This is a genomic window from Streptomyces sp. NBC_00536, assembly GCF_036346295.1.
Lineage (GTDB): Bacteria > Actinomycetota > Actinomycetes > Streptomycetales > Streptomycetaceae > Streptomyces.
In genome coordinates this window covers 160242-176574 of the sequence record NZ_CP107820.1, presented here as the reverse complement: position 1 = coordinate 176574, position 16333 = coordinate 160242, and the positions used below count along the sequence as shown (strand labels likewise).

Below are 16333 nucleotides of genomic sequence, written 5' to 3'. Positions count from 1 at the left end.
CAATCTCCCTGAGGTCTAGAAGTGGTCGGTGGAGCCGTCGCCCAGGTCACCGGCGAGGTCGCCGAGGTGCTCCAGGCACAGCTCGTACACGTCCTCGGGGTGCGTCTCGTGCCACCCCTGCGGTACGGGCGCCCCCGCGGGCCACAGCGCGCGGTGCCCGGCGCCGTCCGCGACGACGACGAAGGTCGCGAACTCGTCGGCGAACGGGTCGTCCGCCCACGGGTGGTCGAGGATGTGCAGGCTCCCGTCGGCCTCCACCCGGGCCGCGTGCCCGGTCCGCCACATCCGGGCGGTGGACCCCTGCGGCCCGCCGGCCAGCGGGTCGGGCAGGAAGCTCGCGCCGCTGGCGCCCGGCAGGCCCGTGTAGCCCTGGGCCACGCCGACCCCGGCGACGTACAGCGAACCGGTGTTCCCGGTGGCCACCGGCCGCAGCCGCGCGTCCAGGACGTAGGCCCGGTAGCCCGGCGCGGGCCGGGTCCGGCCGTCCGGGGTCTGCTCGATGACCAGGCGGCCCTCGGCCCACCCGGCGCTGTAGGTCAGCGCCGTCCCCTCGGCCCGGGCCAGTGTGACGAGCGCGTCGTCGGCGCGGCCCAGCACGGCCGCGGCGCCGTGCTCGCGCAGCCAGCCCAGCACCTCGTACGGGGTGCCCAGGTGTGCGAGGGCCGGGTCGGGTACGTTCACCCGCGCCCCGGAGACGAAGGCGGCCAGCAGCCCCACCGCCGCGTCCGCGTCCGGGTAACCGGTGACCAGCCAGGCGGCGTCGCCGTGCGCGCCGTGCGATCCGTGCCCCAGGCTCGCGGCGGCCAGCGGGCCGGTGCCGATCGCGACGGTGGCGTGCGGGGTGCTCGCCAGCACCACCGGGGCGTCGGGGTCGAGCGGGCTCGTACGGTCGGCGGAGCGCACCGGCCACTTCCCGTCGGCGGGCAGCAGGTCGGCGGCCGGGTCCCGGACCAGCCGGGCCGCCCCCGGCACCGGCGGCAGCAGCCGGTCGGCGGCCTCGTCCAGCAGCAGGACCACCGGCCAGACGGCGGCGGGCAGCCCGCGCACCGGATCCACCGGCAGACAGGCGGCGCCCGTCTTGGCGATGGCGAGCGCGGCCACCGCGAAACCGGTCGGCGAGGCGATCGCGGTGACCACCGTGGTGCCCGGGCCCGCCTGGTGGGCGATCAGGGCGTGGGCCAGCAGATCGGAGCGCGCGTCGAGTTCGGCGTAGTCCATGCCCGGGGTGGCGCCGCCCATCCCCGGCATCCCCGCCATGCCCGCCATCCCCGGGACGCCGGAGCCGCCGCCGATGCCGGCCAGGCCCGCGATCCCCGCCAGGCCCGCGAGCCCGGCCGGACCGGCCAGCGGCGCCAGGCCGCTCAGGTCCGTCAGCCCCGCCGGACCCGCCGTCGCGCCGCCCGACAGGGCCGGGGCACCGGGCGTACGGGCCACCTGGGCCGCGAACAGCGAGGCCACGCTGCGCACCGGCAGCTCCAGGTGCTCCCCGAGCCAGGGGCCGACGGTCTGCGCCGACACCTCGCCCGGCAGCGGCCGCAGCCGGCTCAGCGCGCTGTGCGGTGCCTCCAGGGCCGCTTCGAGCAGCGAGACCAGCTGCCCGGTCAGATGGGCGGCGGCGGTCTCCCCGATCGCGTCGTGCTGGAAGGCGGCGTTCAGCGCGAGCCCCGCGGGCGCCCCGGCCGGGGTCTGCCGCTCGGTCAGGGTCAGCGCCAACGCGGCGGCCCGGTGCGGGAGTTCGGGGTTCTCGGCGGAGACGGTCAGCCCGGCCCCCTCGAACTCGCCGCCCGTCTCCTGGAGCAGGGCGAGCGCGATCCCGCCCGGCAGGGCCAGGGCCGCGTCCCCCTGCCGGTAGGCCGCGAGGTCGGCCGTACGGACCCGCGCCAGGAGTTCGGTGAACGCCGGGTCCCCCGAGGTGTCCACCGACAGGGCCAGCACCCGCCCGTACGGGCCCACTGCGCCCCGCAGCGCCGCGCTGTCCCGGGCGGGCACCGGAGCGGCAAGCGTGACCGGGGACCGCGCGCCCAGCCGGGTCAGCAGCGCCGCCAGCGCCGCGTGGACCACCATGAACAGGGTGGCGCCGTGCCCGGCGGCCAGCAGGGCCAGCCGCTCGTGCAGGGCGGGGGGCAGCTCGCCCGCCAGCGAGCCGAGCGTGGAGTCGGCGCGGTCGGGACCGCTGCCCGGCGCCGAGGTGGGCGCGAGGTCCCCGTACATCGCCCGGGGCGCGCCCTGCGGCGCGGGCGTCGGCCAGCGCGGGGAGTCACCGGTCGCGCGGGCCCCGTAGGCCAGGGCCAGTTCGGCGGCCAGCGGCGTGTGCGACCACAGGTCGACCGACTCGCCCGGCAGGGTCAGCTCCAGCACGTGGTCATCGGCGGCCAGGGCGCGCAGCCGGGTGCCCGCCGAGCCCAGCCGGCTGTTGCGCAGCGCCTCGTGCCGCCCGCCCAGGTCCCGCAGCGCCTCCTCCAGGGCGCGCACGCTCAGCGCCCCGCGCAGCCGCAGCGGCAGCACCGCGCTCGCGGTCGCGCTCCCGCCCGGACCGGTGGCGGTGGCCGGGCTGTCCCCGACGAGCGCGGCGAACAGGGCCGGGGTCGGGGCGTCGTTCAGGGCGCGCGGGCCGGGGTCGACGCCGAGCGCGTGCCGGGCCCGGGCCAGCAGCCGGGCCGAGGCCAGCGAGTGACCGCCGAGGGCGAAGAAGTCGCAGTCCGCGCTGACCGCCCGCCGCGGCAGGCCGAGCACCTCGGCGAACAGGTCGCGGACGATCTCCTGGACGGGGGTGCCCGGCTGGGTGCCCGGCCGCTCCCCGCTGAAGGCCGGTACGGGCAGGGCCGCCCGGTCGAGCTTGCCGCTGGGGGTGAGCGGCAGCGCGTCCAGGACCATCAGGGCGGAGGGGATCATGTAGTCCGGCAGCCGCTCCTGGAGGTGGGCGCGCAGCACCACTTCGATGTCGACGCCGTGGTCGAAGGCGGCGGGGGTGTTGGCCCCCGTGCCCGCAGGGGTCGCCGGGGCGGCGTACACCGAGGTGAGCGGGCCGTACGGGATCCGCTCCGGGTCGATCAGGACCAGGTCCAGGGCCTCGCCGCGCTCCGCCGACCAGGTCGGCAGCGCCCGGTAGCCCGCGGCCTCCGCCGCCGTGCACAGCTCCTCCGGGTCCGGCGCGCCGCCCGGCTCCGCGAGCCGCGCCAGGGCCTCGCGGAGCGTCCCCGCCCGCTCCAGGGTGCGCAGGGCGGCGCATTCGCCGTGCAGCCGGGCGTTGGGGAGCCCGGTCAGCCGCAGCGCCGCCGGGCGGTGCTGCCCGAGGTACGCGGCCAGCCCGGCGGCGCCGCTCACCTCGCGCCCCCAGGGCAGCGCCGGGGCCGCCGCGAGGTCGGCGACGGGCTCGGCGGTGCTCAGGACGACGTCGTAGCGGTAGCGGGTCAGCTCGTTGTGGTCGGCGCCGCGCTTGGCCCGTACGTCGACCGCGCGGATCTCCGGGAACTCCGCGGCCAGGGCCGTGAACAGACCCGGGTCCAGGAGCAGTTCGGTCTCCAGGGCGACGCGCCGCTCGACGGCCCGCAGCACGGACGCGGAGTCGGTCGGCTGTCCGCCCGGTTGTCCCTCCCGGTGCGCCAGCTCGACGCCGGTCCGCAGGGGGCGGGCCAGACCCAGGTGGCGCAGGTCGCCGAGCAGGATCGAGCCGCCGGGGGCGAGCAGGGGCAGCGCGCGGCCGATGACGGTGCGCAGCCGGTCCAGGTCGGGGAAGTACTGGGCGACGGAGTTGAGGACGATCGTGTCGAAGTGACCGGCGGGCAGCCCGGCGGTGTCCTCGGCCTCCCGGCAGCTGAGCCGCACCTTGCCGCGCAGCCGCCCGTCCGCCCGGGTCTGGGTGTACAGGGCGTCGATGACGGCGGGGGAGAAGTCGGTGGCCCAGTACTCCTCGCACTGCGCGGACCGCGCCAGCGGGGCCATCAGCAGTCCGGTGCCGACACCGATCTCCAGGATCCGGCGCTGGCCCAGCTCGCGGATCCGGTCGAGGGTGGCCGCGCGCCAGGCCCGCATCTGGGACAGGGGCAGCGGCAGGGCGTCGTAACTGCTGTCCCAGCCGGTGAAGTTCTCGCCGAGGCCGCCGGAGCGGGCGTCCTGGTAGAGGGTCTGGAAGATCTCCCGCCAGGCGGTGACCTGCCCGGCCGGGTCCGCGGCGGGCGGCGCGAGCGGGGCGGGCACGACGTGCGCGACCAGGCGGCGCTCGCCGTCGTCGCTGCCATCGGAACTCTGGTGTACCGAGACCACGGACTCGGCGACGGCCGGGTGCGCGCCGAGCACCGCCTCGATCTCGCCCAGCTCGATCCGGAAGCCGCGCAGGGTGACCTGCTTGTCGACCCGGCCGAGGAACTCCAGCTCGCCGTCCTCCCGCAGCCGTACGAGGTCACCCGTGCGGTAGAGGGTGCCGCCGCCGGGGGTGAACCGGTCCTCGACGAACCGCTCCGCCGTGAGCCGGCCGCGCGGGCCGGGTTCGTTCCGCGCGAGGTAGCCGGTGGCCAGGCCCGGCCCGCCCAGCAGCAGTTCACCGGAGCCGCCCGGGCCCACCCGCGCGCCGTCACGGCCGACGACCACGGTGACGGTGGCCCCGACGGGCCGCCCGATCGGGATCGTACGGGCGTCCTCGGCGGGTTCGGTGACCTCGTGCCAGGTGGCGAAGGTGGTGGCCTCGGTGGGCCCGTACATGTGCAGCAGCCGGTTCGGCGGCCCGGCCCGGAACACCTCGCGCACCCGGCGCGGGTCGCAGGGCTCGCCGCCGAACAGCAGCGCGCGCAGCGGGGCGAAGGCGGCCGGGCGCTCGCGGGCGATCCGGTGGAAGAGCGGGGTGGTCAGGAAGGCGACCGTGACGCCCTGGTCGCGGACCGCCTGCTCGAAGCGGGCCGGGTCGACGACGGTGTCCCGGGCCAGCCCGGCGAGCCGGGCCCCGGCGGCGAGGGTCGACCAGATCTCGAAGGTGACGGCGTCGAAGGCGGGGCTGGCGGCCTGGGCGACCACGTCCTCGGGGCCCAGGCGCAGGAAGTCGTCGGAGGCGATGAGGTCGAGGACGGCGCGGTGCGGGACGACGACGCCCTTGGGCGCGCCGCCGGTGCCGGAGGTGTAGCAGACGTACGCCGCGTCCTCGGGGCCCGGCGCCGGGGCGCTCAGCGCGGCGAGCGCGGAGGGGCGCTCCGAGATCAGGGTGGCGTCGGTGTCCACGGAGACGACGGCGACAAGGGCTGCATCGCCCTCCAGGTCCGTCAGGTCCGTGTAGTCGGCGGCGAAGGCGCCCTCGGTGACGACGGCGCGGGCCGCGCTGTCCCGGACGATCAGACGCCGCCGCTCGGCGGGGTGCGCCGGGTCGACGGGTACGTAGGCCGCGCCCGCCCGGACGATGGCGAGGAAGGCGGTCACCAGGTCGGGCCCCGGCCGCAGCGCGGTCACCACGCGGTCGCCGGGACGTACGCCGTGCGCGCCGAGGTGGGCGGCGAGCCGGTTGGCGGCGAGGCTCAACTCCCGGTAGGAGAGCGAGACTTCATCGCCCCCACCGGCGGGGTGGGTGACGGCGGTCGCCTCGGGCCGCGCGAGTACGTGCTGTTCGATGAGGCCGGAGAGTGACATCAAGGCTGTAGCTCCTTCGACAGCGGCGACCGGGCTGGCGGCGACCGGACTGGCGGCACCGGACTGGGGCTTGGCAAAACCTTGCCTTGATGTTGGCAAGCGGATCCTGAGCCTCTGTCCAAGAACGCATGAAGTTCGGTGGAACCGCAGGCCAATGGGGGTGGATTGGCGATCTTGTACGATCTCCCGATGGCAGAAGACGGGTTGTCAGAAGAGCACGCTGTGGTGGTGCTGCGGCCGGTGACGGCGGCGGACCTGGACCGGTTCGAGGCGGAGTTCGCCGGCCCCCACGGGCCGGGCCCCTACCAGTGGTTCGGTCACACCCCGGCCCTGCGCGCACGGCAGGTGCTCGCGGAACGGGGGCTGCTGGGCGGGGACGAGAACATGCTGTCCGTCACGGTCGGCGACACCCTCGTCGGGCGGGTCGAATGGTTCCGGCGCGCATGGGGCCGGGCGGACACCTCGTCCTGCTGGGAGATCGCGATCGGCCTCTTCACCGCGCACCGCGGCCGGGGCATCGGCACCCGGGCGCAGCGCCAGCTGGTGGAGTACCTCTTCGAGCACACCCGCGCGGAACGCGTCCAGGTGTGCACCGACGCGGACAACATCGCCGAACAACGGTCCGTAGAGAAGGCCGGTTTCGCACTGGAGGGCCGCATCCGCCGGGCCCAGTGGCGCGCGGGGACCTGGCACGACCAGCTGATCTACTCGGCGCTGCGGACACCCTGAACTGCCCGGTCCCTCCCGGCGCCCCGCCCACCGAAGGCGCGGAGGGGAATGGCGGAGACCCCGGCGCGCGCGGGCGGTGCTGGCCGCGCGGTCGCGGTCGAAGTCGGCGAGCAGTTGCGGGGCCACCTGGGCGAGGACGGCGCGGATCGCCTCGGGCTGGGCGGGGGGCTGTGGGACAGCGGACGGCTGGGGTGCGGTGCTCATGCGGCCTCGGTCCTCTCCTCCTGGTCAAGCTCGCCCGCACGGTAGGCGTTGGCAAGGGCGGTGACGTGCCGGCGGGACCAGCCGACGCGGCGGCCTGCCGCGGCTTTCTGTCCGTAGCGGTCGGCGGAGCCGATCCGGCCCACCGTGCGATGGAGGTGCGCCTGCGCCCGCGCAAGGGCCTGCTCGGCCCGGCGGACGGAATGGGCGGCCGGACCGGTCAGGAATCGAGAAGTGCCGGTCGCCGGGCCGCGGTTACCGTGACGGCATGGACATCACCATTCACACCACCTCCCTCCCGCACGACGATCCGGACGCCGCCGTGGCGTTCTACCGCGACACCCTCGGCTTCGAGGTCCGCAGCGACGTCGGGCAGGGCAAGATGCGCTGGATCACGGTCGGTCCCGTCGGCCAGCCGGGTACGTCCATCCTGCTGGCGCCGCCGGGCGCGGACCCCGGGGTCACCGAGGAGGAGCGCCGCACCATCGCCGAGATGATGGCCAAGGGCACCTACGGCTGGATCCTGCTGGCCACCCCGGACCTCGACGCCACCTTCGAGAAGGTGCAGGCCGGCGACACCGAGGTGGTCCAGGAACCGACCGAGCAGCCGTACGGCGTCCGCGACTGCGCCTTCCGCGATCCCGCGGGCAACCTGATCCGCATCCAAGAGCTCCGCTGAGCCGTTCGGCGATCGATTCGGCTTCGACGGAAGGAGTTCTCCCATGTGCCATCCTGCGTGGATGAGCGCACTCATGGCGGCACAGCGCCTGGCCGACCTGGCGCGGCTGCGTCGCGTGCGCGACCGGATCGACCGGGAGTACCAGCAGCCGCTGGACGTCGAGGCACTCGCCCGCGGCGCGAACATGTCGGCCGGGCACCTCAGCCGCCAGTTCCGGCTGGCCTACGGCGAGTCCCCGTACTCCTACCTGATGACGCGGCGCATCGAGCGCGCGATGGCGCTGCTGCGCCGTGGCGACCTCAGCGTCACCGAGGTCTGTTTCGCGGTCGGCTGCTCATCGCTGGGCACCTTCAGCACCCGCTTCACCGAGCTGGTCGGCGTACCGCCCAGCGTCTACCGGCGGCAAGCGGCGGACGCGGCGGCGGGCATGCCGTCCTGCGTGGAGAAGCAGGTGACCAGACCGGTCAGGAATCGAGAAGCACCGGCGACCGCGCCGCACCTAGCGTGAAGACCATGACTTCCCTCGCATCCGTCACCCTTGAGGTGGCCGACCTCTCCGCCGCCCAGCGCTTCTACACCGCCTTCGGTCTGGGCGACCGGATCCGTCTGCGGGCCTCGGAGGAACCGACGACCGGCTTCCGCGGGTTCGCGGTGGCGCTCACGGTGTCCCGGCCGGCCACCGTCAAGGGCTTCATCGACGCCGCCCTCGACGCCGGTGCCACAGCGCTGAAGCCCGCCTCGAAGTCGTTCTGGGGCCACGGCGGCGTCGTACGGGCCCCGGACGGCACGATCCTGAAGGTCGCGACGTCGGAGAAGAAGGACACCGGCCCGGCCACCAGGGACATCGACCAGATCGTGCTCCTGCTGGGAACCGCGGACGTGACCGCGAGCAAGAAGTTCTACGTCGGCCGCGGCCTCGCCGTGGCGAAGGGCTTCGGCAGCAAGTACGTCGAGTTCGCGGCGGGGGCCGGGCCCGTGAAACTGGCTCTGTACGGGCGCCGGGCCCTCGCCAAAGACCTCGGCGTCCCCATCGACGGCACCGGATCGCACCGGCTCGCGCTGGGCACCGATGCCGCGTCCTTCACCGACCCGGACGGCTTCGCCTGGGAGGGCGTACCGGCGGTGTGTGCCTGAGGCATCGCGCATGACCGAAGCCCCCGTCGTGGTCGGATGACCGGCGGGGGCTTCGCGGTGGTTGGTCGGGTCAGGCGACGGCCCAGGGAGCGAGGTCCCGGGTGCGGTGGCCTGTGGCGACGGGGCGCTGCTGGTCCCAGGAGGGCTGCAGCGCGGCGGAGAGTATGCCCCACAGCTGACCGGCCGTGAGGGAGTGCACGGGGATGACGACCTGTCCGGCGAGGCTGGTGCCGAACGCCCGCTCCAGGCCGCTGACGATGCCGATGAGGGCCATCGAGTCCAGCCCGTACGCGTCCATCGGGACGTCGGCCGCGGGCTGCTTGTCCTTGCCGAGCCCGGGCAGGCCCTGGCGCAGGACGGTCTCGAACTTCGCGTTCCACGGTGCGTGGGCCATCGGGGACTTCCTTCCGGGGCGGCGGTGCGGGTGCTCTTCGCAGCACCGTGCCGCATCCGGCTAGAGCCGCCGTGGAGGTTACGGCCAGCCGATGTTGGGGGTCGGGGTCGGCGCCGGGGCGGTGGGCGGGGCGACCGGCCAGCCGATGTCGGTTCCGCCGTCGGCGTTGGCGACTCCGCCGGCGGTGAGGACAGCGGCTCCGACGAGGGTGGCGGTGGCGATGAGGCGGGCGATGTTCTTCATGGTGTCCTCCGTGGCAATTGTTTGATCCGGCTTGGCAACCTCTCTGCCAAGAAGATTGGCAACACCCACTGGAAATCTGCTCGGAATCCACTGGAGAAGGAGTGGAGAACCCCCGAAAAGGCGTTGTCTGTGCCACCGCTGGCCGGTCGGGTTGCCTGAGCACACCCCTTTGACCTGCATAGATGGAGATCCGGCAAGGGTGGCGGCGAATGTTGCCAAGTATTGCCAAGAGGGGGTTGCCCGGGTGGGCGGGGGATTGCCAAGGCCCACTGCCTAGAGTCCCGCCGGAGCGGGTGTTGCCAAGGATTGCCAAGCTGGCCCAGTGGTGGGCAACATATTGCCAAGCTAGTTGGCAAGACTTGGTACACCCCAACTGTGGGGGGAGGCCCCTGAAATGAACACGGCTCACCTCGACACGGCGGGCAGCGGCCGGATGCCGGCCGCCGTGCGCGCCGTACTCGCCGACGCCACCGCCCGCGACGACCTCTACGGCCCCTACGACCTGGAGGAGCGCCTCGGCGCCGTCCTGCACACCGAGGTCTACGCCCGCCTCGGCGGACTCCTCGGCGTCCCGGCCGCCGACACCGCCCTGTTCACCGGCGCGGCCGCCGCCTTCGACTCCTGCGTCGCGGGCCTCGCCCCCGCCCTCGGCCCGGGCCACCGGATCTGGACCACCCCGTACGAGGGCGTGGCCCGGCTGACCACCCTGTACGCCCTGCGCGACCGTACGCACTGCACGCTGGAGGTCGTCCCGCTGCGCGCGGACGGCGGCCTCGACCTGGAGTGGATGGGCGCCCACCTCGACGAGGACGTGGCCCTCGTCTCCGTCACCCACGTCGCCGCGACCCTCGGCACGGTCAGCCCGGTCGAGGCCGTCGGACGGCTGCTGGCCGGTCACCGCGCCGTGTACGCCGTCGACGCCTCGCACTCCGTCGGACGGCTGCCCGTCGACGCCACCGCCATCGGCTGCGACCTGCTCACCGCCGACGGCTGGCGGTTCCTGCGCGGCCCCGACTCCATCGGCTTCGCGTACGTCGCCCCCGCGCTGAGGTCGGCGCTCACCGGCCACGCGCACCCGCAGCCCCACCCGGCGGCCGTCGCCGCGCTGAACGAAGCCCTCGCCCACCACGCGGCGGCCGAACTCCTCCCGCGCCGCGACCTGCAGACCGAGCTGCGCGCGGTCCTGGAGCGCACCCCGGGCATCGAACTGCTCACCCCGGACGCCCCGGCGGGCCCGGACGCCCCGGGCGCCCCGGAGCGGGAGCAGTCCGGGATCCTCGCCTTCCGGCACGCCGACCTGCCCGCCGCGCTGATCCGGCGGGGCCTGGCGCGGCGCGGGGTCGTCGTGTGGAAGACGGTGGGGCAGGAGACGCCGCTCCATCTTCCGGCGCGGGGCGTCACGACGGCGTTGCGGGCTTCCGTCCACTACGACAACACCCCCGAGGACATCGCCCGCTTCGACGAAGCCCTCCAGGACGTGCTCGCGGAACTCCGGGAGGAGCTGCGGGCACGGGACGAGCAGAACGCCCCGGTCCGGTTGCTCGCCCCGGCGGCCTCCGGCCCGGCCACCCCCACCCGCGCCCCGGCCCGCCGCGGCCACCTGACACTGGTCGCGGGCTGACGCCGTACGCCTCGCCGCGAGCCTTCTCCGTACGCCTTCGCCGTACGGCGGCCGATTCGGTACGGCCTACCCGTACCGCCCGCGATGATGCGGACTCGTCAATGGGTGGCTGGCGATCTTGACCCTTCGAGTGAACGTCCACACATCGGACGCCGTGATCATTTGGAGTGACTGCCGCCGCAAGGCCTTCTGTTGCAGGTCGGGGCCATGGAGAGTCCTCCCCGTTGCACGGACTTTTCGTCTTCGGCAGGGGAGAGAACCATGAACGGAACGAAGAAGCTGGCCCTCGGGGCAGCGGTGCTGGCGCTCGCGATCGGCGGCTCGGTCGCCGCGTCGACCGTATCGACCGCGTCGACCGCCTCGGCCGGGACGCGGGAGGCGTCCCATGCCGCGGTGACCACCACGGCATGGGCCAAGGTCAGCGCGAACGGGCAGATCCTCGGCGGGCAGGGCATCACCGGGATCAACAAGTTCGGCATCGGCCGCTACAACATCAGCACCAGTGCCGGCCTCGACAGGTGCGCACTCCTCGGCACGATCAACACCAACGGGGGCTCCGACCCCGGCCCGGGCAGCTCGTCCATCCTGGTCGGCCAGGTGAACGGCAACACGCTCTTCATCCGCACCGCGACCCCGTCCGCCGGTGGCAGCGCCGCGGTCGACAGCGACCGGCCGTTCTCGATCACCATCGTCTGCGCCTGACCGATGCCCCGCTCCTGACCCGTTCCTAACCCTCCTCTCGGCGCTCCAGCCGTGCCGAGAGGTGGTGCTGGAGCGGCTGGCCGACCGCCTCCAGGTCGTGGACGAAGGTGAGCGCGCCGTCGTCGGTCAGGGTGTAGCGCCGGTGCGTGGCGCTGACCTCCTTGGCCGTGGGCGCGAGGGCCACCTCGTGGGTGGCGAGGTCGACAGACGTGCCGTCCGCCCGGCCGACCAGGATCTCCGCGATGCCGGTGGGCTGCGTGATCAGCGCCTCCACCCGGCCGTCGGGCTGGAGCCGCCACCAGCCGCTCTCCCGGGCGGACGGGCGCAGCGGCGCGTCGTCGGCGTCGAGCAGCCAGGCCCGGGTCTCGTAGTGCAGGAAGGGCCGGCCGTCATGGCTGAAGGTGACCTCCTGCGCATAGGTGAACTCCCCGGCGAGGGTCGGGTATCCGCCGCGCCCCCGCCCCCGCCAGGTCCCCAGCAACCCGAGCACCGGCCCCAGCAGCGGGTGCGGCGCGGGCGCCTCGTCCGGTCGGTGGGCGTCGGGGTACGGGTGCTGCGGTGCGGGGTCGAACACGGTGCGCGCTCCTGGGGCCGGTGCTGTGTGGTGCCGCCGGGAAGCCTAGCGCTGTGGCCGGAAAGGTTCACCGTGTCACGGCGCCCGGCACGGCACCTCTCCCCCAGCTACCGCTGGGAGGTGCCCCCGGCGTTGTCGGACCACGACGGTACGTCCAGTACGAGTCGCGGCCCTCCGCCTTGCGATGCGTCCCCTCGGCCCTTCGGGCCTGGGGAGACCCCAGGGCACCGGACACCGCGACCCGGCAAACCTTTCCGGCCACAGCACTAGCGCCGGCGGCGTCATCGCCCGCGCCGGCGGGCGGGGACGTTCGCGCGGGCGAGGACGGACAGGGTGAACGGGCGGAGCGCGTCAGTGCGTTCCCACCCTCCCGGGTCCATGACCTCGCGCTGCTGGACGTACGCGACCGGGTCCAGCCCGTGCTCACGCAGGAGGGCGTCCATCTCCTCGATGCTCAGGAACGTCCGCCAGGGCTCGCCCTGCTCGGCCGTCGCCGCCATGACCGCCTCCGCGTACGCCTGCCCCGCCCCGTCGCGCAGTCCGGCCGGCAGGAGGTGCTCCACGATGAGTTCGGTGCCGGGCGGGAAGCCGCTGATGACGGCCGGCGTCCGTCCGATCGCCTCCCGGGTGAGGTACATCGTCACCCCGAGCCAGCTGACCAGGGCGGGCCGGTCCGGGTCGAAGCCGGACTTCACCAGGTGGTCGGCCAGCGCGTGCGCGGACTCGCGCTCGAAGTCGAACGGGACGAAGGCCACGGACGAGGGCACCTCGGTCCCCGTCGCGACGAGCAGTTCCCGCTTCCACTCCTGGGTCGCGGGCAAGTCGACCTCGAACACGTCGACGTGGGTGGCGAGTTCCGACCGGTAGGCGAAGGAGTCCAGCCCCGCGCCGAGGATCACGTACTGGTCCAGGCCCCCGTGGGCCAGCCGGGCCAGCCGGTCCTCCGTGTGGCGGCTGCGGAAGTGCTGTGAGGATGTGGTTCGGTAACGATCCGGCGCCCGGCCCCGGGTGGGGGTCCAGCAGGTCTCCAAGACCTCTTGAGGGCCCGGGGTGACGGTGGCTGGATCCGGCCTTCAGACCTGGAGGATCCACATGACCATGGCTCCCGAAGCCCCGCCCATACCGGTTCTGGACCGAGCCGCCGAACTGGCCGAGATCAAAGCCCAGGCCTTCGCCGGGCCCGACGAGCGCGCCACCGAGCGCCAGCACGCCAAGGGCAAGCTCACCGCGCGCGAGCGCATCGACCTGCTGCTCGACCCGGGCTCCTTCCAGGAGATCGAGGCCCTGCGGCGGCACCGCGCGACCGGGTTCGGGCTGGAGGACAAGCGGCCCTACAGCGACGGCGTGATCACCGGCTGGGGCACGGTCGACGGACGCAACGTCTTCGTCTACGCGCACGACTTCCGCATCTTCGGCGGCGCCCTGGGCGAGGCCCACGCCGAGAAGATCCACAAGGTGATGGACCTCGCCGAGGCGGCCGGAGCCCCGCTGGTCTCGCTCAACGACGGCGCGGGGGCCCGTATCCAGGAGGGCGTCAGCGCGCTCGCCGGATACGGCGGCATCTTCCAGCGCAACACCCGCGCCTCCGGCGTGATCCCGCAGATCAGCGTGATGCTCGGCCCGTGCGCGGGCGGCGCCGCCTACAGCCCCGCCCTGACCGACTTCGTCTTCATGGTCCGCGAGACCTCGCAGATGTTCATCACCGGCCCGGACGTGGTCCGCGCCGTCACCGGCGAGGAGATCAGCCAGAACGGCCTCGGCGGCGCCGACGTGCACGCCTCCGTCTCCGGCGTGGCCGCCTTCGCCTACGACGACGAGGAGAGCTGCCTGGAGGACGTGCGCCACCTGCTCTCGCTGCTGCCCTCCAACAACCGCGAGAGCGCCCCCCGCGAGGAATGCGACGACCCGGCCGACCGGACGAACGACGCGCTGGAGGAGATCGTCCCGGCCAACCCGCAACAGGCGTACGACATCCGCAAGGTCATCGAGGAGACCGTCGACCACGGCGAGTACTTCGAGGTCCAGCCCGCCTGGGCGCAGAACATCGTCTGCGCGCTTGCCCGGATGGACGGGCACGTCGTCGGCTTCGTCGCCAACCAGCCCGCGGCGCTGGCCGGCGTGCTCGACATCCACGCCTCGGAAAAGGCCGCGCGCTTCGTGCAGTTCTGCGACGCGTTCTCGATCCCGCTGGTCACGCTGGTCGACGTACCCGGCTTCCTGCCCGGCGTCGACCAGGAGCACAACGGGATCATCCGGCACGGCGCGAAGCTGCTCTTCGCCTACTGCAACGCCACCGTCCCGCGGATCTCGCTGGTGCTGCGCAAGGCCTACGGCGGCGCGTACATCGTCATGGACTCGCGCTCGATCGGCGCCGACCTGGCGCTCGCCTGGCCCACCAACGAGATCGCGGTGATGGGCGCCGAGGGCGCCGCCAACGTCATCTTCCGGCGGGAGATCGCCGCCGCCGACGACCCCGAGGCGATGCGCGCGCAGAAGATCAAGGAGTACACGACCGAGCTGATGCACCCGTACTACGCGGCCGAGCGCGGCCTCGTCGACGACGTGATCAACCCGCAGGAGACCCGCGCCGTCCTCATCCGGTCCCTGTCGATGCTCCGGTCGAAGTACGCCGACCTGCCGTCGCGCAAGCACGGGAACCCGCCGGTATGAGCGACGGTATGAGAGCCGGCATGAGAGCCGGTATGACCGATATCGCCGAAAGAACCGAAACGAAAGAAACAAGTCCGGACAGTGAACTCTGGCGGATCGTCCGGGGTCATCCCAACGGGGTCGAAACCGCGGTGCTGACCGTAGTACTTTCGGCAATGTTCCGCAGGTCGGACGGCATATCGGAGCAGGTCAAGCGCACGGTACCCTCCGGCTGGGACCGCACCCCGAACAGCCGATTCCGGTCCGCGGGGACGTGGCGTCACGGCTGAGAAACCGCCGTGTCCGACCACCCCCCGTGCGCACCACACTCCCGAGGAGGACGAGCCCGTGAAGGACCCCAAGGACTCGAAGGCCAGGCTGGACGCGCTGCGCGCGGACATCGAACGCCGCAACCCCGCCCAGCCCGAGTTCCACCAGGCGGTGCGAGAGGTACTGGAGACCCTCGCCCCCGTCTTCGCCGCGCGCCCCGAGTACGCGGTGCCGGGACTCGTCGAGCGGCTCTGCGAGCCCGAGCGGCAGATCATCTTCCGGGTGCCGTGGACGGACGACCACGGGCACGTCCAGGTGAACCGCGGCTACCGCGTCGAGTTCAACAGCGCGCTCGGCCCGTACAAGGGCGGCCTGCGGTTCCACCCGTCCGTCGACATCGGCGTGGTGAAGTTCCTCGGCTTCGAGCAGATCTTCAAGAACGCCCTGACGGGCCTCGGCATCGGCGGCGGCAAGGGCGGCAGCGACTTCGACCCGCGCGGCCGCTCCGACGCCGAAGTGATGCGCTTCTGTCAGTCGTTCATGACCGAACTCCAGCGCCACATCGGCGAGCACACCGACGTGCCCGCCGGTGACATCGGCGTCGGCGGCCGCGAGATCGGCTACCTCTTCGGCCAGTACCGCCGGATCACCAACCGCTGGGAGGCCGGCGTCCTCACCGGCAAGGGCCGCGGCTGGGGCGGATCCGCGATCCGTCCCGAGGCCACCGGCTACGGCTCGGTGCTCTTCGCCGCCGAGATGCTGAAGCTCAAGGGCCTCGGCCTGGAGGGCCGCACCGCGGTCGTCTCCGGCTCCGGCAACGTCGCGATCTACACGATCGAGAAGCTGCACAAGCTCGGCGCACACCCGCTGACCTGCTCCGACTCCCAGGGCTACGTGCTCGACGAGAAGGGCATCGACATCGAGCTGCTCAAGCAGATCAAGGAGGTCGAGCGCGGTCGCGTCAGCGACTACGCCGCCCGCCGCGGCGGCTCGGCCCGCTACGTGCCCGGCGGCCGGGTCTGGGAGGTGCCCGCGGAGGTCGCGTTCCCCTCGGCCACCCAGAACGAGCTGGACGTCCAGGACGCCCACAGCCTGATCGCGGGCGGCGTCAAGGCCGTCTCCGAGGGCGCCAACATGCCCACCACCCCGGAAGCGGTCCGCATCCTGCAGGAGGCCGGCGTGGCCTTCGGCCCGGGCAAGGCCGCCAACGCGGGCGGCGTCGCCGTCAGCGCCCTGGAGATGAGCCAGAACGCGGCCCGGGTCTCCTGGACCGCGGAGCGCGTCGAGCAGGAGCTGGCCGGGATCATGCGTGACATCCACGCGGTCTGCCACGAGACGGCGGAGCGCTACGGCGCCCCCGGCGACTACGTGACGGGCGCCAACATCGCGGGCTTCGAGCGCGTCGCGGACGCGATGCTGGCCCAGGGCATCATCTAGTCGGTACGCGTAGGGAGGGCGGCCGGGCGGGAGGTTTCCGCCCGGCCGTCGTCCGTTCCCGGTCGTCTGACACCCTGGGACGCAGTCGAC

General features: G+C 73.5%; 14 protein-coding genes. 9 read left to right on the top strand and 5 right to left on the bottom strand.

The window, feature by feature from the left end; genetic code table 11:
• Positions 1-15: 15 nt before the first annotated feature.
• Entirely contained in the window at positions 16-5610 is a 5595-nt protein-coding gene (locus tag OHS33_RS38125) for an amino acid adenylation domain-containing protein (protein WP_330335502.1), read from the bottom strand.
• Positions 5611-5799: 189 nt separating this feature from the next.
• Between OHS33_RS38125 and OHS33_RS38120 the strand changes: the two genes are divergently transcribed.
• The 5 genes from OHS33_RS38120 (at position 5800) to OHS33_RS38100 (ending at position 8353) form a co-directional block, all read left to right on the top strand.
• Positions 5800-6339, top strand: a complete 540-nt coding sequence (locus OHS33_RS38120; protein WP_330335501.1) for a GNAT family N-acetyltransferase — start codon at positions 5800-5802, stop codon at positions 6337-6339.
• 48 nt (positions 6340-6387) lie between these two features.
• A complete protein-coding gene (locus OHS33_RS38115; RefSeq protein WP_330335500.1) occupies positions 6388-6588 on the top strand; it encodes a hypothetical protein in 201 nt (66 codons plus the stop codon).
• A gap of 220 nt (positions 6589-6808) precedes the next feature.
• Complete coding sequence (locus OHS33_RS38110) at positions 6809-7219, top strand: VOC family protein (RefSeq protein ID WP_330335499.1); 411 nt, start codon at positions 6809-6811, stop codon at positions 7217-7219.
• 43 nt (positions 7220-7262) lie between these two features.
• Positions 7263-7727, top strand: coding sequence for a helix-turn-helix transcriptional regulator (locus tag OHS33_RS38105; protein ID WP_443065505.1), 465 nt, complete (start codon positions 7263-7265; stop codon positions 7725-7727).
• 5 nt (positions 7728-7732) lie between these two features.
• Positions 7733-8353, top strand: a complete 621-nt coding sequence (locus OHS33_RS38100; protein WP_330335497.1) for a glyoxalase — start codon at positions 7733-7735, stop codon at positions 8351-8353.
• A gap of 70 nt (positions 8354-8423) precedes the next feature.
• Here the strand turns inward: OHS33_RS38100 and OHS33_RS38095 are convergent, their stop codons facing one another.
• Positions 8424-8747 (bottom strand): acyl carrier protein, encoded by a 324-nt coding sequence (locus tag OHS33_RS38095; RefSeq protein WP_330335496.1) that lies wholly within the window; start codon positions 8745-8747, stop codon positions 8424-8426.
• Between the two features lie 78 nt (positions 8748-8825).
• A complete protein-coding gene (locus OHS33_RS38090) occupies positions 8826-8990 on the bottom strand; it encodes a hypothetical protein (RefSeq protein ID WP_330335495.1) in 165 nt (54 codons plus the stop codon).
• Between the two features lie 394 nt (positions 8991-9384).
• Between OHS33_RS38090 and OHS33_RS38085 the strand changes: the two genes are divergently transcribed.
• Both OHS33_RS38085 and OHS33_RS38080 read left to right on the top strand, forming a co-directional pair.
• Positions 9385-10611 (top strand): aminotransferase class V-fold PLP-dependent enzyme, encoded by a 1227-nt coding sequence (locus tag OHS33_RS38085; RefSeq protein ID WP_330335494.1) that lies wholly within the window; start codon positions 9385-9387, stop codon positions 10609-10611.
• 261 nt (positions 10612-10872) lie between these two features.
• Positions 10873-11313, top strand: a complete 441-nt coding sequence (locus OHS33_RS38080; protein WP_330335493.1) for a hypothetical protein — start codon at positions 10873-10875, stop codon at positions 11311-11313.
• A 25-nt stretch (positions 11314-11338) separates the two neighbouring features.
• Here OHS33_RS38080 and OHS33_RS38075 read toward each other — a convergent pair whose 3' ends face one another.
• Complete coding sequence (locus OHS33_RS38075; RefSeq protein WP_330335492.1) at positions 11339-11887, bottom strand: FABP family protein; 549 nt, start codon at positions 11885-11887, stop codon at positions 11339-11341.
• 281 nt (positions 11888-12168) lie between these two features.
• A complete protein-coding gene (locus OHS33_RS38070; protein WP_330335491.1) occupies positions 12169-12918 on the bottom strand; it encodes a class I SAM-dependent methyltransferase in 750 nt (249 codons plus the stop codon).
• Between the two features lie 61 nt (positions 12919-12979).
• Here OHS33_RS38070 and OHS33_RS38065 point away from each other — a divergent pair, with 61 nt between their 5' ends.
• Together OHS33_RS38065 and gdhA are read left to right on the top strand one after the other, a co-directional pair.
• Positions 12980-14557 carry an acyl-CoA carboxylase subunit beta gene (locus OHS33_RS38065; protein WP_330335490.1) on the top strand — a complete coding sequence of 526 codons (1578 nt, stop codon included), beginning with the start codon at positions 12980-12982 and terminating at the stop codon, positions 14555-14557.
• 327 nt (positions 14558-14884) lie between these two features.
• Positions 14885-16243, top strand: a complete 1359-nt coding sequence (gdhA, locus tag OHS33_RS38060) for an NADP-specific glutamate dehydrogenase (RefSeq protein WP_330335489.1) — start codon at positions 14885-14887, stop codon at positions 16241-16243.
• Positions 16244-16333: the final 90 nt, after the last annotated feature.